General features: G+C 53.3%; 21 protein-coding genes. 7 read left to right on the top strand and 14 right to left on the bottom strand.

Going from position 1 to position 21,518, the window contains the following annotated elements; all coding sequences use genetic code 11:
• Positions 1-2: 2 nt before the first annotated feature.
• The 4 genes from GNT65_RS13580 to nudF form a co-directional block, all read right to left on the bottom strand.
• Entirely contained in the window at positions 3-581 is a 579-nt protein-coding gene (locus tag GNT65_RS13580; RefSeq protein WP_160797084.1) for a YqiA/YcfP family alpha/beta fold hydrolase, read from the bottom strand.
• Between the two features lie 192 nt (positions 582-773).
• Complete coding sequence (cpdA, locus tag GNT65_RS13575) at positions 774-1,613, bottom strand: 3',5'-cyclic-AMP phosphodiesterase (RefSeq protein WP_160797082.1); 840 nt, start codon at positions 1,611-1,613, stop codon at positions 774-776.
• A 9-nt stretch (positions 1,614-1,622) separates the two neighbouring features.
• The gene (locus GNT65_RS13570) at positions 1,623-2,069 is read right to left on the bottom strand and encodes a DUF1249 domain-containing protein (protein ID WP_160797080.1); all 447 of its coding nucleotides are present in this window, start codon (positions 2,067-2,069) and stop codon (positions 1,623-1,625) included.
• Positions 2,066-2,674, bottom strand: a complete 609-nt coding sequence (nudF, locus tag GNT65_RS13565) for an ADP-ribose diphosphatase (RefSeq protein ID WP_160797078.1) — start codon at positions 2,672-2,674, stop codon at positions 2,066-2,068. Before nudF ends, GNT65_RS13570 begins: the two co-directional genes overlap by 4 nt.
• Positions 2,675-2,958: 284 nt before the next feature.
• Here nudF and tolC point away from each other — a divergent pair, with 284 nt between their 5' ends.
• Complete coding sequence (gene tolC, locus GNT65_RS13560) at positions 2,959-4,284, top strand: outer membrane channel protein TolC (RefSeq protein ID WP_160797076.1); 1,326 nt, start codon at positions 2,959-2,961, stop codon at positions 4,282-4,284.
• Between the two features lie 78 nt (positions 4,285-4,362).
• Here tolC and GNT65_RS13555 read toward each other — a convergent pair whose 3' ends face one another.
• Genes GNT65_RS13555 through GNT65_RS13545 form a run of 3 tightly spaced genes read right to left on the bottom strand, consistent with a single transcriptional unit; the run spans position 4,363 to position 6,610 of the window.
• Entirely contained in the window at positions 4,363-5,121 is a 759-nt protein-coding gene (locus GNT65_RS13555) for a TIGR04219 family outer membrane beta-barrel protein (protein WP_160797074.1), read from the bottom strand.
• A 4-nt stretch (positions 5,122-5,125) separates the two neighbouring features.
• Positions 5,126-6,097 (bottom strand): DUF2333 family protein, encoded by a 972-nt coding sequence (locus GNT65_RS13550; protein WP_160797072.1) that lies wholly within the window; start codon positions 6,095-6,097, stop codon positions 5,126-5,128.
• A gap of 12 nt (positions 6,098-6,109) precedes the next feature.
• Complete coding sequence (locus GNT65_RS13545) at positions 6,110-6,610, bottom strand: copper chaperone PCu(A)C (RefSeq protein ID WP_160797070.1); 501 nt, start codon at positions 6,608-6,610, stop codon at positions 6,110-6,112.
• 17 nt (positions 6,611-6,627) lie between these two features.
• Between GNT65_RS13545 and GNT65_RS13540 the strand changes: the two genes are divergently transcribed.
• Positions 6,628-7,365 carry an enoyl-CoA hydratase gene (locus tag GNT65_RS13540; protein WP_160797068.1) on the top strand — a complete coding sequence of 246 codons (738 nt, stop codon included), beginning with the start codon at positions 6,628-6,630 and terminating at the stop codon, positions 7,363-7,365.
• A gap of 13 nt (positions 7,366-7,378) precedes the next feature.
• Here GNT65_RS13540 and GNT65_RS13535 read toward each other — a convergent pair whose 3' ends face one another.
• From GNT65_RS13535 to GNT65_RS13510, 6 genes are all read right to left on the bottom strand, one after another.
• Positions 7,379-7,738 carry a hypothetical protein gene (locus GNT65_RS13535; protein WP_160797066.1) on the bottom strand — a complete coding sequence of 120 codons (360 nt, stop codon included), beginning with the start codon at positions 7,736-7,738 and terminating at the stop codon, positions 7,379-7,381.
• 18 nt (positions 7,739-7,756) lie between these two features.
• On the bottom strand, positions 7,757-7,963 hold the full coding sequence (locus tag GNT65_RS13530) for a PspC domain-containing protein (protein WP_011864344.1): 207 nt from the start codon (positions 7,961-7,963) through the stop codon (positions 7,757-7,759).
• Between the two features lie 199 nt (positions 7,964-8,162).
• Positions 8,163-8,441, bottom strand: a complete 279-nt coding sequence (locus GNT65_RS13525; RefSeq protein ID WP_160797064.1) for a hypothetical protein — start codon at positions 8,439-8,441, stop codon at positions 8,163-8,165.
• 286 nt (positions 8,442-8,727) lie between these two features.
• Positions 8,728-9,717 carry a tRNA dihydrouridine(20/20a) synthase DusA gene (dusA, locus tag GNT65_RS13520; protein WP_160797062.1) on the bottom strand — a complete coding sequence of 330 codons (990 nt, stop codon included), beginning with the start codon at positions 9,715-9,717 and terminating at the stop codon, positions 8,728-8,730.
• Between the two features lie 206 nt (positions 9,718-9,923).
• A complete protein-coding gene (locus GNT65_RS13515; protein ID WP_160797060.1) occupies positions 9,924-10,601 on the bottom strand; it encodes a single-stranded DNA-binding protein in 678 nt (225 codons plus the stop codon).
• Between the two features lie 72 nt (positions 10,602-10,673).
• Positions 10,674-12,041, bottom strand: a complete 1,368-nt coding sequence (locus tag GNT65_RS13510) for an MFS transporter (RefSeq protein WP_160797058.1) — start codon at positions 12,039-12,041, stop codon at positions 10,674-10,676.
• A 202-nt stretch (positions 12,042-12,243) separates the two neighbouring features.
• Between GNT65_RS13510 and uvrA the strand changes: the two genes are divergently transcribed.
• From uvrA to GNT65_RS13495, 3 genes are all read left to right on the top strand, one after another.
• Positions 12,244-15,069, top strand: a complete 2,826-nt coding sequence (gene uvrA / locus GNT65_RS13505) for an excinuclease ABC subunit UvrA (protein ID WP_160797056.1) — start codon at positions 12,244-12,246, stop codon at positions 15,067-15,069.
• 130 nt (positions 15,070-15,199) lie between these two features.
• Positions 15,200-16,228: a M20/M25/M40 family metallo-hydrolase gene (locus GNT65_RS13500; protein ID WP_160797054.1), complete on the top strand. Its 1,029-nt coding sequence runs from the start codon at positions 15,200-15,202 to the stop codon at positions 16,226-16,228.
• A 247-nt stretch (positions 16,229-16,475) separates the two neighbouring features.
• Positions 16,476-18,266 (top strand): DEAD/DEAH box helicase, encoded by a 1,791-nt coding sequence (locus GNT65_RS13495; RefSeq protein ID WP_160797052.1) that lies wholly within the window; start codon positions 16,476-16,478, stop codon positions 18,264-18,266.
• A gap of 70 nt (positions 18,267-18,336) precedes the next feature.
• On the opposite strand, the gene GNT65_RS13490 is transcribed toward GNT65_RS13495, so the two are convergent.
• Positions 18,337-19,464, bottom strand: coding sequence for an NAD(P)/FAD-dependent oxidoreductase (locus GNT65_RS13490; protein ID WP_160797050.1), 1,128 nt, complete (start codon positions 19,462-19,464; stop codon positions 18,337-18,339).
• Positions 19,465-19,694: 230 nt separating this feature from the next.
• Between GNT65_RS13490 and GNT65_RS13485 the strand changes: the two genes are divergently transcribed.
• Both GNT65_RS13485 and GNT65_RS13480 read left to right on the top strand, forming a co-directional pair.
• Positions 19,695-20,522: a tetratricopeptide repeat protein gene (locus tag GNT65_RS13485; protein ID WP_160797048.1), complete on the top strand. Its 828-nt coding sequence runs from the start codon at positions 19,695-19,697 to the stop codon at positions 20,520-20,522.
• A gap of 82 nt (positions 20,523-20,604) precedes the next feature.
• Positions 20,605-21,426 carry a tetratricopeptide repeat protein gene (locus tag GNT65_RS13480; protein ID WP_244952184.1) on the top strand — a complete coding sequence of 274 codons (822 nt, stop codon included), beginning with the start codon at positions 20,605-20,607 and terminating at the stop codon, positions 21,424-21,426.
• Positions 21,427-21,518: the final 92 nt, after the last annotated feature.

The following is a 21,518-nucleotide window of genomic DNA, read 5'->3' as shown; positions in this document are numbered from 1 at the left end:
GTCTATTTGTCAAGAAACAGAAATTCGCAGATCCCTTGCATCTGCTGCTCATAGCCGACGAAGCTGTGATCGCCCCCCGCCTCAATGAGCATCTGACAACACTGGTATTTATTCACGGCTTGGCGATAATCAAGCACCTCATCCCCAGACTGCAGCAACACCAAGAATCGATCGGGATGTGAGATGGCGGGCGTATCGTACTTAGCCACCTCCAGCTTGTGCTCGGGTAAAATCTGATAGTCTTCTTCTGTGTAGGGATTGTACTGGGGACCGAGAAACTCATCAAACAGCTCGAAGGGTTTCACCGCCGGATTGACCGGCACTGCCCGACCGCCATAGCGCTCCACCAGATAACTCGCAAAATAGCCGCCAAGGGAAGAGCCGATAAAGCTGAGGCTTTCGCCGCGAGCCAGCGCCTGTTCGACAAGGTCCGTCAGCAGCACCATGGCCGCCTTGGGCGTGGCGGGGAGTTGAGGTTGAACGAAATTGATATCGGGAAAATGCTTGGCAATATATCGGGCTGTGACCACACCTTTATCTGAGTGCGGTGAGCTATTAAATCCATGAATATAGAGCAGCATATTTCCTCGGCAGCGATTGATAAAACGGCGATTTGCTCCCTAAACAGCGGCTTACCGGGCAGATTGGCTTTGCGCCACACATCTAGGGCCGAGTATCGGGCATCAAGATGCTAACACCGGCGCGGCGATTAACCAAATATTAACCCCAACGTCTTACACGCATCGACTCAACTCTAAAAAGGGTTTTGCCGCTTAGTAGCCGCTCGATTCGTGATCCGGCGAGAACTTGTTGCCGGGCACCCGATAGACGTTGGCTAGGATGCTACCGTCTGGCTTTAGCTCCAGCAGACGATAACCTGGCTGCTGCGCATCGAGGGCAAAATAGGGAGACTTGGGCTTAAACTGGATGCAGGTAGAGGGCGTCGCCATCAACTTTACCAGGCCAGTCTTGCCTTGATACATCTGATCTAGGCTCTGGTGCACATGGCCCCACAACAGGCCCTTAATCTGAGGCATGGCAGTGACTCTATCGAGAAACGCCTCGCCATTGTCCATGCAGTGTTGATCCAACCATTTGCAATCCACCAGGATCGGATTGTGATGCATCACCAACAGGGTATGCAGCTCGGGATGAGCCGCCACCGCAGCCTCGATGAGCTCCATCTCGCCGTCGGCCATATGCCCGCCAGGTTTGCCCCTGACGGTGGAGTCCAACATGATGATCTGCCACTTGCCAGCCAAGATACGCCTATCGCCATAGACCCTGGGGCCCTGCATGTGCAGGTGCATGATACGCGGATCGTCATGATTGCCCGGCAGGTAATGACAGGGAAGCTTTAGCTTCTCAATGGCGGCGACGAAGTTATGATAAGACTGATTGGAATAATCTTGGCTAATGTCACCGGTTGCCAACAAGAGATGCGCCGGATACTCAACGGCCTTAATGGTGTTCAACACAGCATCCAAGCTATGTGCGGTATTTACACCCAGCAGTTGCGCCTCGGGATCGGCAAAAAGATGAGGATCCGTCACCTGGACCAGCTTAACGCTCTCATCTGGATCGATGGAATAAGAGATAGCCTCTTTTAGCACATTAAAACCCTAAGATTCGGACTGACAAATGATGCGGGCATGGTTGTCAATCTTGAGTAACTCTTCAAGAAAAGCATTTACCTGATACTTTTCGTCTCTATGGTACATACGTATATTTGGATAATCATATACCGGTCTTAATCGATAAATCTGTCGACTAGTTAACACTTCTGCTAATTTAGCGTCATGGTAAACACGCACCACAACCTTAGGTGTATCAACGTATTGCGCAATTTTCAGCGGGCGGGAGATCTCAATTAATTGAGTATATTGGGTGTTTTCCAGCAACTTGACCTTAAGACAACCGAAGTCGCCCTCGACCTGCCAGGACTTTCCCTGCGTATAACCGGCGGGCAGCCAACGTAGAATATTGAAGTAGTTACGACTACACAAAGCGAGAAAACGACTCACGTTCGCCTGGTAGTCGGGCTTTCTCTTGTTTAACGACAGGCTCACTTGACCGACCTCAGGCTCTGATAATTAAGCTGCAACCACTGTAGGCCGATCACGGTCGAGGCGTTGTTGATGGTACCGTCTTGCAGCAACTGATAGGCGGCCTCACGCGGCATCACGTGCACCTTGATATCCTCATGCTCATCATCTAACCCATGCAAGCCATCGGCCTGACTGGCATCGACCCTGGCCCAGTAGAAGTCGAATCGTTCGCTGGTACCGCCAGGACTGGAAAAATACTGACTAATGTAGTGCATCTCGCTGGCCACCAAGCCCGACTCCTCAAGCAGTTCGCGGTGAGCCACCTGTTCGGCGCTCTCCCCCTCTTCTATCATGCCGGCCACCAGCTCCAGCAACCAGGGAGTGGATGCAGACTCCACGACGGGAATGCGTATCTGCTCAATCAGCACCACCTTGTCACTCACGGGATCATAGGGCAGCACGACCACGGCGTGGCCGCGCTCGAACACCTCACGCACCACCTCCGGACTCCAGCCACCGGCAAACAGCCTATGTTTGAATCTGTACTCTTCCATACGAAAAAAACCCTGAAACAGGGTTCTTTTTCCCAGCATCTGTACATCATCTTTGGTGAATTTCTGACTCATTACCCATCCCGCGACTCAGTTAGTAGTTGCTTATCCCCAAGGGCTCTCAATATATCATGTAGACCACTAAAAAATGCAGATTTACCGTTAAAAACTGTTACACTTCCTTGTTGACTTAAAAATGGTTAATTTCTTAATATCTTAACCTTAATAAGTTTAGATGTATCGGGAAGCGTCGGGAAGCGCAAACCGCTTCGCGCAAATGAATTGCGCTGAAGCATCACTTAACTTTATTAAGTAAATGGCTCCACCTCGGAGTATTTATGTCTAAAAAAGGACAGCTAATGAAATTTAAGATCCGCACCTTATGTGCAGCGTTGACTCTCGCGGCAACGACTTCTGCCGTGCATGCCGACGATCTACTGCAGATATATCAGCAGGCCCTTACCAATGATCCAATTGCGCTCCAGGCACAAGCGCAGCGCGACCGCCTCTACGAGCAGATCGAAGAGAACCGCGCTCCCTTGCTACCTACCATCAGCGCTAGCGTCGGCTATGGAAAGCGCTGGACGAATGTTGATGATAGCGTGTACAACAGCGGACTCGACGCGGGAGTGTCACTCAATCAGGTGATCTATGATCACAGCGCCTGGGTTGGACTCGACCTTGCTGAGCTGGCGGCTTCACAGGCCGATGCAGCCTATGCCTCGACACTTCAGTCACTCATCATTCGCGTAACAGGCGCCTACTTTGACGTCTTAGCCGCGAAAGATAACTACGAATTCAAGGGTGCGGAAAAACGCGCCATCGAGCGTCAGCTCGAGCAGACCAAGCAGCGTTTTGCCGTGGGCCTGACCGCCATCACCGACGTACACGAAGCCCAAGCCCAATACGACTTGGCCCGTGCATCGGAAATTTTGGCGGAAAATCAGCTGATAAACAGCTACGAAGCCCTAAGAGAGATCACCGGCATAGACCACAAGTCTATCGACATACTGGATACCACACGTTTCACCGCGGTACCGCCAAGCCCAGCCAAGCCAACGGATTGGTTGAAGATGGCCGAAAACAGCAGTGTGGATCTGCTAACCACGCGTATCGGTAAAGATATAGCGCAGCAGACTATCTCGCTCTATAAAGCGGGTCACATGCCATCTCTGAGCCTGAACGCAGGTTACACCACCAACTTGGAACAGAAGAATCAGGCAGGTGATCTGAACGATTACGACAACGCCAACGTGGGCCTGAAACTGAGTGTGCCTATCTTCGAAGGCTTTAAGGTCAGCTCTAAGGTTAACCAGGCTCAGTATCAATACGTTGAAGCAAGCGAGAAGATGGAACAGACCTACCGCAAGGTAGTTAAAGATGTGCGCAACAACTTCAACAACGTTGGTGCCTCAATCAGCTCTATCCGCGCCTATGAGCAATCTGTGGTCTCTTCTGAGAGCGCACTGAAAGCAACCCAGGCAGGTTTCGAAGTGGGTACCCGTACTATCGTTGACGTACTCAACCGTACCCGTGACCTGTATGACTCTAAGCGTCAGCTCTCTAATGCCCGTTACGGCTATATCAACTCTATTCTGGCGTTGAAACAGGCTACAGGCACACTGAGTGAAGATGATGTTATCGCCATCAACAATGGCCTGAAGGCACCTGAAGTCAGTCAGTAAGACGTCAGTCTTCAACCATAAAAAAACCGCCAACTTGGCGGTTTTTTTATCTGCAATTAGCGAGTTAGAAGGCTAACCTTAGAAGACCAGCTCAACGCCGGCAAAGTAGCCTTTGAACTGCATGTTGGCGGTCACACCATCGAAATTGTTGACGTCGAAATTAAAGTCACGGTAGCCGACACGTAGTTTGGTATCTAACGCCACGCCATCAAACTGCCAACCCAGACCCAACTGGTAATCATAGACGCTGCTCTCGTCTATGCCCTGCATCACATCGGCAAAGCCGTATAGCCCCAGGCCAGGAATACCCACCTCGGCATTGGCATAAGCCATGACGACACCGTCGCTAAGATCTTTCTGTGCGTAGGCTCCTACCACACCAGATGGCGAGATCTGATGTACGCGGAAAGATCCATGCATCTTCTTATAGGCGGCGCCAAGATCCAGTGCAACGATGTCGTTGTCCAGCAGCTCGTAATAGAGCACGAAATCGGTATTGCTCAGGTTGCTTGCCGTGGTCACGTCGTCGTTAAATACACGATCGCCGAATGCCCAGTCACCGGTCAGGGTCGCCTTGCCGTCGGCATCCAGACGGTTTTCGCGGATCTTCAAGTTAGGCACTAAAGGAATCGGATGCTCGATGGCGACCCAGATACTCCCCTGAGATGAAGAGCTGTAATCAAACTCCTGTTGAGCCTGGCCCTTCTGAGCAAAGGTGCCCTCGGTGTCGGCGTTCCAGTAGTCGCCGCCCACCTTAAAGCCAACTACGGTAGCCGCCTGTGCAGACGTCGCTGCCAAAGACCCGAGCAGAGCACATGCAAGTAGTGTTTTTTTCATCTAATTAGCCTTGAGTCAATAAGTTAGTTAAATCGATCACCGCGGCATTGGCGCGGGAAATATAATTGGCCATCACCAGCGAGTGGTTGGCCACTATGCCAAACCCAGAACCGTTCAACACGATTGGGCTCCACACAGGCTGCTGCGTCTCTTCCAGTTCACGAATGATCTGCTGCAAGCTGACCTCAGCATTTTTCTTCTTCAATACGTCGGCAAAATCTACCTCAATAGCCTTCATGAAGTTCAGCAGTGCCCAGGTGGCGCCACGGGTTTCATAGAAGACATCGTCGATCTGCCACCAGCTGGTCTTGATCTCCTGGCTGGCTAAGTTAGGTGTGGACTGGCTGGCCTCGGTGTCACCGGCCAGATCTGTGTTGATGCGCTCCTGACCGACACTGGCAGACAGGCGCTGAGACATGCTGCCTAAGCGCTTCTGCACCTCTTTCAACCACTCGTTAAGGTTGTCGGCGCGGGCATAGAACTGGGCATCAGGGTTATTGGTATCGGCGATGCGAGCACGATAGAGCTTCAGCAGCTTGATGGCGTCACGATACTCGCCCTCGGCGCTCGGTACTAACCAGCTGGTATGTTCGATATTCAACTTAGAGTGGGCCGCCAGCAGATCTTTGTCGGCAGTCGACTGCGATTGGGAACGGCTAAATTCCTTGCGCATGATCAGCGCCAGATCCCGCGCCTGTTCGATGGCACCAAACTCGAAGGCCGGCATGTTGTCCATAAACAACGAAGGCGGCATCACATCGTTCGACAACCAGCCACCATTCTTGTCGAGAAGGGTTTCCATGGTCAAAATCAAAGAGGTTGTGGTCGCGTAGCCCACTATCTTATGGCCCGTCTCGTTATTGAGCTGATAGGGCTCTATGCTGTCTGGCTCTATGCTCCACCATACGCTGATGATGTAGCCAATCAAAAATAAGACGGCGGCCGCCAGGCTGACCCGTTTCCATGTTACCTGCATACTCTTACTCCATTAATGGTGATGATGGTGCTCGCCATCATCTTGTGTCGCTATCGCTTGCTTGCTGACTGGCAGCGTCACCTGTTGCTCGCTGCCATCGCTAAACTTTAGCCTTAACACCACTTCCTGTCCTTCCGTCAGCGGTTTTTTTAATCCCAGCAGCATCACATGCTTACCCGAGGGCATGAGCTCGAGGTTCGCGTGGCTGGCCAGGGTAAATTTGGGTAATTGGCGCATCTTCACTACGCCCTCTTCTTCCACCAGGGTATGCAGCTGCGCCTCGGCGGCTACCTCGGTCTCGACGCCGACAAGCTCGACCTCAGGCCCGTGGTTCATCAGGGTGAAATAGGCGGCACTATTGGGCACGCTCGGCGGCATGGCCCTGACATAGCCATCGACAAACATGACGTTTGCCAATACGGAAAATGAAGTGCATGATAGCAGGACAAAATTAAACGCGTGTTTGAAAATCTGTTTCAATGCCTTAAACTCCTTTTTAACCCCATTTGCCATATAAGGATTATTGACCCATGAGTAACATTCAATTTCAGGATGAGCAGGGCGTACGCATCATCACGATCAATCGCCCCGAAAAACGTAATGCGCTTAACCTTGAGATGTATACTCAGCTCACAGAATACCTTATCCAAGGGGAGTCAGACAACGGAATTAACGCCTTTCTCCTCAAAGGTGAAGGCGATTGTTTCACCTCGGGCAACGATGTTGCTGACTTTTTAAAAAATAGTGACTTAGGGCCAGATCATCCGGCATTCAAGTTTCTGTTCAGCCTGCTGGATCTGACTAAACCTTTGGTTGCTGCGGTCAGCGGCCCGGCCGTCGGCATAGGCACTACCCTACTACTACATTGCGACCTGGTATACGCCGACAACACGGCCAAGTTTCAACTCCCCTTCGTCAATCTGGCACTGGTGCCTGAGGCCGGTGCCAGCCTACTGCTTCCCCGACTGGTAGGCCAGGCCAAGGCCAGCGAACTGCTGCTGCTCGGTGAGGCCTTCGATGCTCAAAGTGCCCTCGCTATTGGGCTTATCAATGATCTGCTGCCAGGCGATGAGTTGATGAGTCATGCCCTGACCCAAAGCATCAAGCTGGCGAAGAAGCCACCTCAGGCACTCAGGGCCAGCCGCCGCTTGATACGCGGCGATAACGCACTCATTAGGGAACAGATGCTAAGAGAATTAGAAGAATTTGCAGATCGCCTGCAAAGCGACGAGGCCAAGGCACAATTTAACGCCTTTCTGAGCAGATAACCGTTGGGCCCGGCTAGTCGACCCGGCTAGCTTGGCCTACGCCCCAGGCTGCCAGCAATAACAGAATTAACGGCCAAAACAACGAAAAGCCGGCGAACAACATGGCGATGGCGCTCAACACGCAAAAAGCGGTGACCAAAGCGATAAAACTAAAGGCCAGGGTAAGCCAGAGCAACAAAATCAATAGTAGGGCACTGACCAGCGCCGTACTCCACAACCCGATGTCTATCCACTGGGGAGACTCCAGGCTGATATAAAACCAACGCGCTTCAAAATAATGACCTAGGGTCAACAGGACTGCCGAAACTAAGAGGATGACCCCTAGGGCTAGCAAGATATCCAGCGCTTTTTTTAAAGTCGTACGTCCCTTCACGCTCTTATTCCCTATCGGCTAGTAACCAGGTTTCCATTTCGGCAGAACCAGTGCCAACACAAAGTAAACTAACAAGACGAAGGCCGGATTCATAAAGGCTGCTACCGCCCATACGACACGAGTCCATAGGCAAGACCAGGCAAATTTATCTGCCGTCATCGCCGCCACGCCACACACCATGCTGCGGGGATTTTTTAACCTTCTTACCAGATCATCGATATTCATAATACTTGTCCTTCACTATCAACAAAATCGTGAGCCCCGGCTATAACACCTTATGCCATTTCAGGGTACAGACTAAGGTTGCGCAGAGCGCGAAGCTCAAAACAGGGAGCAGTAACAGTGCTGCCAACTCAAACAGATAAGTCATAATGATTCCCTAACCAATGGTATTCCTTAACCAGAGTGATTACTTAACCAGAACTTATTCCTTAACCATTGCGCTCTTCATCGGCGCTTCTTCGGTTTTTACCGCCGTTTCTGCCAGCTTAAGGTTAGTATCAAACAGTGACTCAGACAGCTGTGTCTGCAGTGAAAGTGTCAGTTCTTGCTGAGCCGTCACCATCATCTCCTGCATCTGAGTCGCCAGGTTGCGCTCCAGCTTGGCCGTGATGTCCGTTGGGATAAAATCATCTGCCGAGGCAGAGAAGCTGGCACCGACCAGTAGAGAGGCGATTAGCGATACTTTAGTTAACTTGTTCATGATGTCTTCCTTTCCATTTCGTTTATGACATCTATGACAATACAAGGGGTGTGCCAACTTTATAAAAACAATGTAACTACATGATAAATATGAATTTATAAAATTTCATACCGTTAAGACACTCATTAGGGCTGAGGCGGCAGGATAAGAAGATAGTGAGTTTCACTACAGGCTGGTAATTTTCACCACCTTTAGTAAAAAGTTTAAAATTTAGACAAAAAAAGCCGCTGTGATATCAGCGGCTCTCAGCAAGAAGCTTATTCAATACTTTGTTTATACGAGGTTTTTATTTGAGCTCCATGCTGGCTCTAGCCTCATGCACCACCTCGATACCGGCGCCGGGCTTGTGAGCATTCTCACTCAGATAACGACGCCAGGCACGCGACCCCGCCTCTCCCTGGTACAAACCTGTTATGTGACGGGTAATATGATTCAGGCGGCCACCGGACACTAGATGTTTCTCTATATAGGGAATCATATTCTCCAAAACGGCATCTCTACTCAGCACAGACTTATCCTGACCGCACAGCTGCTGATCCACCTGAGCCAACAAGTAAGGATTCTGATAGGCCTCGCGGCCCACCATGACGCCGTCTAGCTGTTTAAGATGTTCGCCGCATTCTTCTAGTGTCTTGACCCCACCATTGATGGAGATGCTCAGCTGAGGGTAGTCCCGCTTGAGTCGATATACTCTGTCATAGTCGAGCTCGGGGATCTCGCGGTTCTCCTTGGGACTCAGCCCCTGCAACCAGGCCTTACGGGCATGAATAATAAAGGTGTCGCAGCCAGCCGCACTCACCTTGTCGACAAACTCGGTGAGAAACTCGTAGCTGTCCTGCTCATCGATGCCGATACGGGTCTTCACCGTTACCGGGATATCCACCACCCGATTCATCGCCGCCACACACTGGGCTACCAGATCAGGCTCGGCCATCAAACAGGCACCGAAACGGCCATTCTGCACGCGATCCGACGGGCAGCCCACATTGAGGTTAACCTCATCATAGCCACGCTCCTCCGCCAACTTGGCACACTTAGCCAGGTCCTCTGGATTGGAACCCCCTAGCTGCAGCGCCAGCGGATGCTCCTCCTGGTTATAAGCCAGATAATCGCCCTTACCATGGATGATCGCCCCGGTCGTTACCATCTCGGTATAGAGCAGCAACTCGGAAGACATCAGGCGTGCGAAATAACGATAGTGCCTGTCGGTCCAATCGAGCATGGGGGCAATGGAGAAGGTGCGATTAATAGCAGTTGGCATAGTGGCAGATGACATAAAAAGGGTAACCCAAGTTTAGCAGTCGCCCTTTGACGGGCTGGGCGCGCATTTTACACCGCATGGCAACAAATGAACACTCCCCTAGGAGGTTCGACTGACTCTCGAGAAGCAGAGTGAAGGCGTAATAGAGCCTAAGAAAAGAAAAACCCTGCCAAGGCAGGGTTTTAACACTAAGGTTAGCGTTTCTGGGGTTCGCGATCCGCCTAGAAGGGGATATCGTCGTCCCAACCGTCATCCAGATCCGGTGTGAAGTTCTGCTGTGGCTGAGGTGCTGGACGCTGCTGCGGCGACTGCTGTGGCGCTGGCTGTTGCGGCGCCGCCTGTGGCTTAGGCGCATAGGCTGGGGCCTGCTGCGGCTGAGCGCCATAACCTTGCTGCTGTGGTGCAGCCTGTTGCTGGGCACCATAACCACCCTGTGGGGCTACGCCAGATTGCTGAGGCTGTTGCTGACGCTGTGCTGGAGCAGATTGCTGAGGTGTGTACTGGTTCTGGTTTTGCTGCTGCGCACCATAACCCTGCTGACCACCCTGACCGCCTTGGCCACGGCTGTCTAGCATCTGCATCTCGTTGACGTTGATCTCTGTCTTGTAGCGATCTTGTCCCGTCTGCTGATCCTGCCACTTGCTGGTCTGCAACTTACCTTCCAGATACACCTTCGAGCCCTTCTTCAGGTACTCACCGGCGATCTCCGCAAGACGACGGTACATTACAATGTTGTGCCATTCTGTACGTTCTTGCATCTGACCTTGCTGGTCTTTCCAAGACTCACTGGTCGCCACTGTAAAGTTGGCTACGGCGTTGCCGTTTGGCATGTAACGAACCTCGGGATCTCTCCCCAAGTTACCGACCAAAATTACCTTATTGACACCACGACTGGCCATTGAAATCTCCTGCGATAATCTTATAAATCTAAATTAGGTACAGATACCCGGCCACACTCGGCCGTGGATCTGTTAATTGGAAGAGCCTAACACAGCTCGCGCCTGTCTCAAATCGAAATGCTCATCAACTTTCAAATAAGCGACCTTCTCCTCGAGCACCACGATCGCCTCGGCCACGCCGGGCAGCTGCGACAGCTCTGTCGCCATGGCGCGGGCCTGTTCCTTGCCTTCGACTTCGGCTTCCAGGGTATAACTCTTTAATAAAACCGGATTTTGCATACCGAATGTCAGCAATAGCCAGAGACACATCAGACCGAGCGCCACCGTAAAGACACCCGCCGCACCCAGCAGCTGATAAGCACCACCACCCAGCAGACCGCCACAGAAGGCGCCGAGGAACTGACTGGTGGAATAGACCCCCATGGCCGAGCCCTTGTCGCCCACGGGGCAGAACTTAGCGATCAGACTTGGCAGGGATGCCTCGAGATAGTTGAAACCGGTAAAGAAGAGCACCACGGCGACACTCAGCACTATCAGGCTATTGGCAAACAACGCCATGGCGCCCAGAGCGGCGATCATGATAAGCAGCGCAATCTGAAAAGTCGCCTTAGTGTTTTTCTTCTTCACCCCTATAATGATCAGCGGCACCATGAGGAAGAAGGCCCCCACAAAGGCCGGGAAATAGAGCATCCAGTGTTTCTCTTTCGCCAGACCCGCATCTACCAGATCCAGCGGCAGCGCAACAAACACGGCGGTTAACACCAGATGCAGGATGAAGATACCCGCATCCAGGCGAAACAGCTGTGGATCGGTGAGCATCGCCTTGAGCTTAGCAGGCGCGGCAACGGTATCACCCTTGGGTGCCTGACCTATAGGGTTTGGTACCAAAAGCTGCACTATCACCATCCCCAGCAGTGCGAGGCCCGCGGTCATGGCAAACAGGCCAGACAGACCGAGATACTCGGCCACAATTGGGCCCACCAGCAGAGAGAGTGCGAAGGAGAAGCCGATGCACATGCCTATGATGGCCATCACCTTAGTGCGCTGCTCGTCCCGGGTCAGGTCGGCGGCCAGGGCCAGTACGGCGGCGGCAATCGCCCCCATCCCCTGTAGGGCACGTCCGGCGACGACCCCATAGATAGAGTCGGCCGAGGCGGCCAGCAGGCTACCTAGCGCAAACAGGGCCAGGCCGATAAGAATGATAGGCTTGCGGCCATATCTGTCCGATAGGATCCCCATAGGGATCTGCAAGATGGCCTGGGTTAGGCCGTAGGCCCCGATGGCTATCCCCACCCACAGGGGAGAGAACCCCTCCAGGTGTTGTCCGTACAACGCAAAGACAGGCATGATCATAAACAAGCCCATCATGCGTAGCCCAAATACACTGGCTAGTGAAAACGCGACTCTTTTCTCAGTCTTAGACAGTCCATTATTGGCCATTGTTCGCCCTGATCTGTATTCATAAATAAGTCGCGCAGTTTATCACGAAGCGCGGAAATAGCTCAAAAAGAAAAGTTGAAGATGCGAGCAAAATGCGTAATTAACCTCCCCCTATGGCCAGATCACACGCCGGGCTTTTCTATGACCTGACTCAATTTTTATGCGATAATCAGTCTCTTTTTCGGCACAACCAGAGAGACAGATGGACAAGATTGAAGTTCGTGGCGCCCGCACCCACAATCTCAAAAACATCAACCTGACGATCCCCAGAGATAAGCTTATCGTGATCACTGGCCTGTCGGGTTCAGGAAAATCCTCACTCGCCTTCGACACCCTCTACGCCGAGGGTCAGCGTCGTTATGTCGAATCCTTGTCGGCTTATGCGCGCCAGTTCCTCAGCCTGATGGAGAAGCCAGATGTGGATCATATCGAGGGCCTGAGTCCGGCGATCTCGATCGAACAGAAATCGACCTCTCACAACCCGCGCTCGACCGTGGGCACCATCACAGAGATCTACGATTACCTGCGTCTGCTATTTGCCCGTGTCGGTGAGCCGAGATGCCCGACCCACAACCAACCGCTGGCGGCGCAGACCGTCAGCCAGATGGTCGACAAGGTGCTCACCCTGCCAGAGGGCAGCCGACAGATGCTGCTGGCGCCTGTGATCAACGACCGTAAGGGCGAGCACGTCAAGTTGCTGGATAGCTTGGCGGCCCAGGGCTTTATCCGCGCCCGTATCGACGGTGAGGTGTGCGACCTGTCCGATCCCCCGGCCCTTGAGCTGCATGTGAAACACACCATTGAGGTGGTGGTGGATCGCTTCAAGGTGCGTGACGATCTGCAGCAGCGTCTGGCGGAATCCTTCGAGACCGCGCTGGAACTCTCTGGCGGTATCGCCACCGTCGCCTCCATGGATGGCGACAGCGAAGAGCTGTTGTTCTCGGCTAACTTTGCCTGTACTCACTGTGGCTACTCCATGGCTGAGCTGGAGCCGCGCATCTTCTCCTTCAACAATCCCGCCGGCGCCTGCCCCACCTGTGATGGCCTGGGCGTGCAGCAGTTTTTCGATGCCGACAGGGTGATCACCAACACAGAACTCTCGCTGGCCGGCGGTGCCATCCGCGGCTGGGACAGACGCAACTTCTACTATTTCCAGATGCTCACCTCGCTGGCGGAGCACTATAAGTTCGACGTCGAGGCGCCGTTTGAGAAGCTGAGCGCCAAGATCCGTAACATAGTCCTGCACGGCTCGGGCAAAGAGAGCATAGCGTTCAAATACATCAACGATCGCGGCGACGTGGTGGTACGCAACCACCCCTTCGAAGGGATCCTCAACAACATGGACAGACGCTACCGCGAGACCGAATCCAACGCCGTGCGCGAAGAACTGGCCAAATATATCAACACCCAGGCCTGTAGTAGCTGCGGCGGCTCGCGCCTGCGCGAAGAGGCCCGCCATGTGTTTATCGAAGATCTCAACCTGCCGAAACTCACAGAGTGGTCTATCGGCGAGGCGATGGAGTACTTCGAGCAGCTGCATCTCAGCGGCCAACGGGCACAGATCGCCGAGAAGATCCTCAAGGAGGTACGCGATCGCCTCGGCTTCCTGGTGAACGTCGGCCTCAACTACCTGAGCCTGTCGCGCTCGGCCGATACCCTGTCCGGCGGCGAGGCCCAGCGCATCCGTCTGGCCAGCCAGATAGGCGCCGGCCTAGTCGGCGTCATGTATGTGCTGGATGAGCCCTCCATCGGCCTACACCAGAGAGACAACGAACGCCTGCTTAACACTCTGATCCACCTGAGGGATCTCGGAAACACGGTTATCGTGGTCGAACACGACGAAGATGCCATCCGCATGGCGGATCATATTATCGATATCGGTCCGGGCGCCGGAGTGCATGGCGGTCAGGTGATCTGCGATGGCCCGCTTAAGGATATCGTCGCCTGCGACGAGTCGGTCACAGGCCAATATATCTCGGGTAAGAAGCAGATCCAGATCAGCGAGAAGCGCGCGCAGTACGATGCCAACAAGGTGATTGAACTTTATGGTGCCTCGGGCAACAACCTGAAGCATGTCGATCTCACCATTCCCGTCGGCCTGTTTACCTGTGTCACCGGGGTATCAGGCTCTGGCAAGTCGACCCTAATCAACGACACCTTCTACAAGATCGCCCATCGCCAGCTCAACGGCGCCACGGTCGATGAACCCGCGCCTTACCAGAAAGTCACCGGCATGGAACATTGCGACAAGGTGGTGGATATCGACCAGAGCCCCATCGGCCGCACGCCGCGTTCCAACCCGGCTACCTATACGGGGATCTTTACCCCTATCCGCGAGCTGTTTGCCGCCACCCAGGAGGCGAGGACCCGTGGCTATAAGCCGGGGCGTTTCTCCTTCAACGTCAAGGGTGGACGCTGTGAGGCCTGTCAGGGCGACGGCCTGATCAAGGTAGAGATGCACTTCCTGCCGGATGTGTACGTGCCTTGTGACAGCTGTAAGAGCAAGCGCTATAACCGCGAGACCCTGGAAGTGCGCTACAAGGGTAAGAACATCCACGAGGTGCTCGAGATGACGGTCGAGGAGGCACGTGAGTTCTTCGATGCCGTACCGGCCATCGCCCGCAAGCTGCAGACCCTGATGGAGGTCGGTCTCTCCTATATCGGCCTGGGTCAGAGCGCTACCACCCTATCGGGCGGTGAGGCCCAGCGGGTCAAGTTGGCCAAGGAGCTGTCGAAGCGCGATACCGGCAAGACCCTCTATATTCTGGATGAACCGACTACGGGTCTGCATTTCGCCGATATTCAGCTGCTGCTGGATGTGCTGCATCGCCTCAAGGCACATGGCAACACCATAGTGGTCATCGAGCACAACCTGGATGTGATCAAGACGGCTGACTGGATCGTCGACCTCGGCCCAGAGGGCGGCTCAGGCGGCGGCACCATACTGGTCAGTGGCACACCTGAGCAGGTTGCCAAGCATCCAGGCTCCCACACGGCGCGCTTCCTCAAGCCGCTGCTAAAGAGCTAGCTCAAACCGCGATTAAAAGGCTAACTCAAGCTAAGGGCCTTAATAAGCCAGCCTCGACAGGCTGGCTTTTTTGTTTCCTTCCCGGACAAACAGGGGTAGCTTAGGAGTTTTCCCCCAAGGATTGCCGTCATTGAGAACGCCCTTCGCCCCAACCCATAAGCGCTATCTAGGCCTCGCACCACTGCTAAGTCTACTTAAGCTGGGCCTGTTCGCCCTGGGCCTGCTCGTACTAGGACTATTGGGCTGTGCCCAGGGGCCGAATGATAGGCGTTGCAGCGAAGATTTCCGCCTCACCTGGAGCGATAAATCACGACTCCTCAATCACGTAGAGACCCTCAGCAGCGACCAGTTCGCCGGGCGCAAGACTGGCACAGAAGGCGCCGCCCAGGCCCGAGATTACATCGCCGGCCAAATGCAGCAAGCGGGCCTCAGCCCCTGGCTGGGCCGTTTCGATCACGACTTTGAGTACGACTATCAGTTCGGCACCCGCCAGGGCACCAATGTCATCGGCATATTACCGGCAAGCAAACCCATCGATCGCTGGCGTCTGGTAGTCGCCCACTATGATCACCTGGGCAAGCGGGGCTACAAGCTCTATCACGGCGCCGACGACAACGCCTCGGGCATCGCCGGCCTGCTTGAGATCGCCGCCCATAGCGCGAATCAGGCGAGAGACGCCAACCTGATGTTTATCGCCACCGACGCCGAAGAACCTGGTCTCTATGGTTCCAAGGCCTTCGTCGACGGCCTGATGGCGCCAGATGCCGCACTCAAGTCCAGTCAAATAACACTTATGATCAACCTAGACATGATAGGGCGCCCGCCGCGTAACAGCCGCATTTACCTGGAGGGACGCCGTGGTTTCGACCAATTCGAGCAGATCAAGGCCCAGCTGGAACAAAGTGTCAACCTCTGCATTCGCGCCAATCATCCCCCGGAGGCAGGCAAGACGATACAGAGGGTCGATTGGTTAAGAGCCTCAGATCATTATCCTTTTCATCAGGCAGGCATCCCCTGGCTCTACTTCGGCGTACCGCCCCACAAGGATTACCACCAGCCCAGTGACGAGGCGAGTAAGATAGATGTTAACTTTCTGGCCGCTGTTACGGAAACCGCCTATAAACTGTTAATAATGGACACTTATCTCTTGAATAACTAATACAAAACACAGGGATTTTTGTATTTTTGAAAAATGTAACTCACTGTTAACCAAATGGTTAAATTAACGACACCCGAGTTTACTGCGAAAATTATGCCAGGTGGTGGAAAGATATCTGACTTACTGTTATAATAATCGGCTTACTGATTCGTTTTCGGTGCGGGAAGTCGACACGGGGTTGATTTTCTGTCTTTTACATCTTTTGGTGCAGTCTCTGCACTTTAGTTACACCACAAGGCTACAACCCATGTCATCCAGTGAAAAAACTTTCCGCGAACTCGGCCTGTCCGAGCCTTTGTTGCGTGCTCTCGACGAGCTAGGTTATGAAAAACCTACGCCGATCCAGGCCGCCAGTATCGACCCCCTAATGGAGGGTAAAGATATTCTTGGCCAGGCGCAAACCGGTACGGGTAAAACCGGTGCCTTCGCCCTGCCCCTGCTCAACGCTATCGATCCTAACCGCAACGTGCCACAAATTCTGGTGCTGGCACCTACCCGCGAACTGGCGGTACAGGTTGCCGAAGCCTTCGGTAGTTATTCTAAATTTATGAAAGGCCTGCACGTACTGCCTATCTATGGCGGTCAGAGCATGCATCAACAGCTTAACGCCCTGCGTCGTGGCCCTCAGATTGTCGTGGGTACACCGGGTCGTGTGATGGACCACATGCGTCGTGGCACCCTGAAGCTAGAGACACTCAATGCCATGGTGCTCGATGAGGCCGATGAAATGCTCAAGATGGGCTTCATTGACGACATCGAGTGGATCCTGGAGCACACCCCACAGGAACGTCAACTGGCCCTGTTCTCTGCCACCATGCCTGAACAGATCAAGCGCGTCGCCAACAAGTACCTGCAAACGCCGGTACACATCAGCATCGCCGCCAGCCATACCACGGTTGAGTCTATCGAGCAGCGTTTCGTGCAGGTGTCTCAGCACAACAAACTCGAGGCATTGGTGCGCGTACTAGAGGTAGAAAACACCGAAGGTATCATCATCTTCGTACGTACCCGTAACTCCTGTGTCGAACTGGCCGAGAAGCTGGAAGCCCGCGGCTATGCCTCTTCGCCACTGCATGGCGACATGAACCAACAGGCCCGTGAACGCGCCGTCGATCAACTCAAGCGTGGCAAGCTGGATATCCTGATCGCCACGGACGTTGCCGCCCGTGGTCTGGACGTAGAGCGTATCGGTCACGTGATCAACTTCGATATTCCCTACGACACAGAAGCCTATGTACACCGTATCGGTCGTACTGGCCGCGCCGGTCGTACCGGTATGGCAATCTTGTTCGTCACCCACAGAGAGATGCGCATGCTGCGTACCATCGAGCGTGCCACCAAGAGCCGTATCTCGCCGATGAACGTACCTAGCCCAGAGACCGTGACCGAGCGTCGTCTGTCTCGTCTGGGTGAGCAGGTGTCTAACACCATCAACAATGAGTCGCTAGACTTCATGCATGGCGCCGTTGCCCAGCTGTGTCAGCAGCTGGAAGTGGATACCGAGGCCCTCGCCGCTGCGCTATTGAACATGGTGCAGAAGGAGCGTCCACTGCAGCTGCCGCCGATTCAAGAACGCCAGCGCGACAATCGTGACGAGCGCAACTCGCGTGATCGTGGCGAGCGTAGCCCTCGTGGACGTCGTGATTCCCGCCCGACCCCAACCAACCTGGGTAAGGCCGATAGCCTGAAGGATCATCCAGACGTTAAGATGTGCCGTTACGTGCTAGACGTGGGCCGTGACCATGGTGTGGGTGTAGGTAATATCGTCGGCGCCGTCGCCAACGAGGCCAACATCGACAGCCGTTACATAGGTCAGATCCAGCTGTTCGATCAGCTCACCTCAATCGATCTGCCTGACGGCATGCCAAAGGATGTCCTGCAGCACCTGAAGAAGGTGCGCGTATGTGGCAAGCCGTTAAACATTCGCGAAGCGGGCAGTGAAATGGTCAACGCCAGCGATGACAACCGTGCACCACGTCGTCGCAAGCCTGCAGGTGAGCGCAAGTCTCACCGCAAGGGCAACAGAGACAACGGCTAACACCCTGTCTCTCGCGCAATAAGCGCGCAATCTTATAAAAAGGAGCCCATTGGCTCCTTTTTTTATAGCTTCATAGTGTTTCCAACCGCCTAGAAACCTCCTTGGCGATGGCCAGGCTCGCCGTTAGTCCGGGGGATTCGATACCAAGCAGATTCACCAAGCCATGCATGCCATGCTCCGCCTCCCCTTGAATCAAAAAGTCAGCCACCTCGTTGTCATCGGGCCCCTGCAGCTTAGGACGAATCCCAGCGTAGGCCGGAACCAAACGGTCGATATCAAGGTTGGGATAATAACGAGATATAGCCTCGAAGAAGCCCTGGCGCAGCGTATCGTTAACCTCATAGCTTTCCTGGGAATCAGGCGCCAGGTATTGAGTATCCGGGCCAAACTTAAGCTGGCCGCCGAGATCTAGGGTGGCATGGATCCCTAAGCCTTTCAGTCCTGGTTCGGGTACGGGATAGATGAGATGTGTAAATGGACTCTTGCCCTGATAGGCAAAGTAATGTCCCTTACACCAATGAAGACTAGGGATGATAGATTTGGCCAGTCCCTCGATGCGACCGGCTACCTGACTGGCATATAAGCCGGCACTGTTGATCAGATAGTGCGTATCGATTGTCATCCGCTCACCCTGCTGATTGAGCTCCAATCTAAAGCCATCGCCGTGGCCGTGAGCGGAGATGAACTCGGTAAGGGGGCAGAATATGACGCCTTGCTCCTCCGCCTCGGCAAGCAGGCTCAACATCAGGCCATGACTGTCGATGATACCGGTAGAGGGTGAAAGTAGCCCGGCTGCCGCTGACAGTTCCGGTTCGAGCGTCTGCAGCTGCCGACTGCTGAGCGGAGCAAGATCATCTACTCCATTAGCCCTGCCCTTAATAAGCAAGGCATCGAGCTGCGCCTGTTGCTCGGCTTGAGTCGCCACAATCAGCTTACCCAGCGGGTTCATTGCGACTCCCCTGCGGCGACAATAGGCATAAAGTTGCTGCTTGCCTTCTACGCACAGTCGCGCCTTGAGGCTCCCCGTCGGATAGTAGATCCCGGCGTGGATCACCTCGCTATTACGGCCGCTGATCCCCGTGCCTATGGTCTCGGCGCGATCGATTAGCAACACTTGCCCCAGGCGCCGACTCAGTCTAGCTGCCACCGCAAGCCCGACCACACCGGCGCCAATAACGACCACATCTAGCTTATCCATCATTTGCTTCCACTAGCCCCTTTTGCTGACTCCTGACTCGATCAATGACTCCTAACAAATCTAGTGGCCTATACCTTAAATGCGCACACTAAAATAGTCGCAAACAATTCGACTCATATTCAAACCAGCACGATATTTAACACCGCCTAATATTAGCACTTTAGTACTATGGCACTCTCTGTTAGTTACTGATAGTAATAGTTATTAACATTTAACAAAAGGACATTGGCATGCAGCGAATCGTGAATAAGCTTTTGTTAGCAGCAGCTTTGGTCGCGATAGCCCCTCTTAGTTATGCAACTCAGTTAGCCCCGTGTAAATCAACAGAGTGTGAGGCCTATTTTGACGCCTATACTATCCTGACTAATCGCGGTCATTCCAGTGCCATGGCGACACTTGGTGAACTCTACTACTCTGGATACGGCACGCAAAAAGATCAAGACAAGGCTTTTAAGTGGTTTAGACGCGCCGCTAAGTTTGGTCACACCACGGCGCAATACAAGGCGGGTATCATGTACCTGCAAGCATCTGCGCACCAAGATATCGACAAGGGAATTACCTTACTAAAACGCAGTGCTAAGGCTGCTTTCTCTCCCAGCGCTCTGGCATTAGGTAAAATCTACCTGCAAGACAAATTAGTCCCGAGCGATCTCGCCGAATCAGACAAGTGGCTTTCCCAAGCTTATAAGCTCAATAACTTAGAGGCAATGAAGCTTGCCAAGAGCCTTAGAATCTCCCCCGACACACACTCCCTTCCCCTGCCTCAGCTCTTTGCGCTTGTCGATGCCGAAAAACCCGTCGCCAAAGACAGTAAATCTACGATGGAAGAGATGGAGGTTATTCTGGTTGAAGCGCCAGATTATGCCGCCTACTTCGACGAAGAGATCGCACTACTTAATCAGAGTCGTCCCGACACGGCAAAAGGGACAGGCTCCAGCATCGCCGGGCGAACCTGCCTAGATATTTGGGCCTGCAGCAGCGAGGGAGACAGTGAGCGCATTCGTGACCTACAGCTATCAGACTGGGGCAATATCGCATTGGCGTTAAATGTTAGGTAATTTTCATTTCAACGAGTCATACTTATAGCCTCTCTGAGGCTAAAAGAGTTGAACTTTATCACCACCATCAAAGGACAAGATGATGAATAAGACACTCAAAGCACTCTCAGTTGGACTGAGTCTACTAGCGATCACCTCTCAAGGCTATGCAGCCGGATTACCCGAATGCGATACCGCAGAATGCCAGGAATATTTCAAGGCCTATACTATTTTAACCAAGCGAGGCCATTCTGACGCCATGGCAACTCTGGGGGAACTCTACTATGCAGGTTATGGCACTAAGAAAAATCAAGACAAGGCATTCAAGTGGTTCAGGCGCGCGGCTAAATTTGGCAATACCACGGCGCAATACAAGGCAGGGATCATGTACCTTCAAGATGGCGAACACCAAGATATTGACAAAGGTATCACCCTGCTCAAACGCAGTAGCAAGATAAACTTCTCTCCAAGCACCTTCGTATTAGGCAAAATCTATCTCGGCAATGAACTCGTCAAACAGGATCTCGCCGAAGCCGATCACTGGCTGTCAAAGGCTTATGAACTAAACAACCAGGAGGCACAAAAATTTGCCAAACAGCTAAAAACCTCCCCCCAAGGAGAAACACTGACCTTACCAAAGCTTTACGGTCTTATCGAAGCAGATACCAAGCGCAATCCCGGCAGCAATGCGCCCGTCGGCGAGATGGAGACCATCACGGTCACGGCACCGGACTTTACTGCATTTTTTAACGACGAAATCATGCGCCTAAACAATTCTCGCCCCGATACGGAAAAAGGCACAGGCTCTAACATAGCAGGTCGAACCTGCGCCGAAATGTGGGCTTGCAGCAGCGAAGGGGACGGCGAGCGCATACGAGATTTCCTCCTGTCTGACTGGGGGAAGGTAGCACTCAGCTTTCGATAATATTTGAGATAATATCAGCCTCAACAAGCTGTACTTTAAGCCAATTGATGCTTAAAGGGTTGAAGCACATCAACCACCCAAAATAGGACTAT

Origin of the sequence: Shewanella insulae (genome assembly GCF_009831655.1) — a bacterium.
GTDB lineage: Bacteria > Pseudomonadota > Gammaproteobacteria > Enterobacterales > Shewanellaceae > Shewanella > Shewanella insulae.
The sequence above is the reverse complement of the archived record's forward strand: the minus strand, read 5'-3'. Positions and strand labels throughout refer to the sequence as shown.

Bases quoted from the DNA above. Each gene is read 5' to 3' on its own strand.
- GNT65_RS13580 (WP_160797084.1), bottom strand. From the start codon at position 581: ATGCTGCTCTATATTCATGGATTTAATAGCTCACCGCACTCAGATAAA.
- nudF (WP_160797078.1), bottom strand. From the start codon at position 2,674: ATGAGTCAGAAATTCACCAAAGATGATGTACAGATGCTGGGAAAAAGA.
- tolC (WP_160797076.1), top strand. From the start codon at position 2,959: ATGAAATTTAAGATCCGCACCTTATGTGCAGCGTTGACTCTCGCGGCA.
- GNT65_RS13555 (WP_160797074.1), bottom strand. From the start codon at position 5,121: ATGAAAAAAACACTACTTGCATGTGCTCTGCTCGGGTCTTTGGCAGCG.
- GNT65_RS13550 (WP_160797072.1), bottom strand. From the start codon at position 6,097: ATGCAGGTAACATGGAAACGGGTCAGCCTGGCGGCCGCCGTCTTATTT.
- GNT65_RS13545 (WP_160797070.1), bottom strand. From the start codon at position 6,610: ATGGCAAATGGGGTTAAAAAGGAGTTTAAGGCATTGAAACAGATTTTC.
- GNT65_RS13540 (WP_160797068.1), top strand. From the start codon at position 6,628: ATGAGTAACATTCAATTTCAGGATGAGCAGGGCGTACGCATCATCACG.
- GNT65_RS13530 (WP_011864344.1), bottom strand. From the start codon at position 7,963: ATGAATATCGATGATCTGGTAAGAAGGTTAAAAAATCCCCGCAGCATG.
- GNT65_RS13525 (WP_160797064.1), bottom strand. From the start codon at position 8,441: ATGAACAAGTTAACTAAAGTATCGCTAATCGCCTCTCTACTGGTCGGT.
- dusA (WP_160797062.1), bottom strand. From the start codon at position 9,717: ATGTCATCTGCCACTATGCCAACTGCTATTAATCGCACCTTCTCCATT.
- GNT65_RS13515 (WP_160797060.1), bottom strand. From the start codon at position 10,601: ATGGCCAGTCGTGGTGTCAATAAGGTAATTTTGGTCGGTAACTTGGGG.
- GNT65_RS13510 (WP_160797058.1), bottom strand. From the start codon at position 12,041: ATGGCCAATAATGGACTGTCTAAGACTGAGAAAAGAGTCGCGTTTTCA.
- uvrA (WP_160797056.1), top strand. From the start codon at position 12,244: ATGGACAAGATTGAAGTTCGTGGCGCCCGCACCCACAATCTCAAAAAC.
- GNT65_RS13495 (WP_160797052.1), top strand. From the start codon at position 16,476: ATGTCATCCAGTGAAAAAACTTTCCGCGAACTCGGCCTGTCCGAGCCT.
- GNT65_RS13490 (WP_160797050.1), bottom strand. From the start codon at position 19,464: ATGGATAAGCTAGATGTGGTCGTTATTGGCGCCGGTGTGGTCGGGCTT.
- GNT65_RS13485 (WP_160797048.1), top strand. From the start codon at position 19,695: ATGCAGCGAATCGTGAATAAGCTTTTGTTAGCAGCAGCTTTGGTCGCG.
- GNT65_RS13480 (WP_244952184.1), top strand. From the start codon at position 20,605: ATGAATAAGACACTCAAAGCACTCTCAGTTGGACTGAGTCTACTAGCG.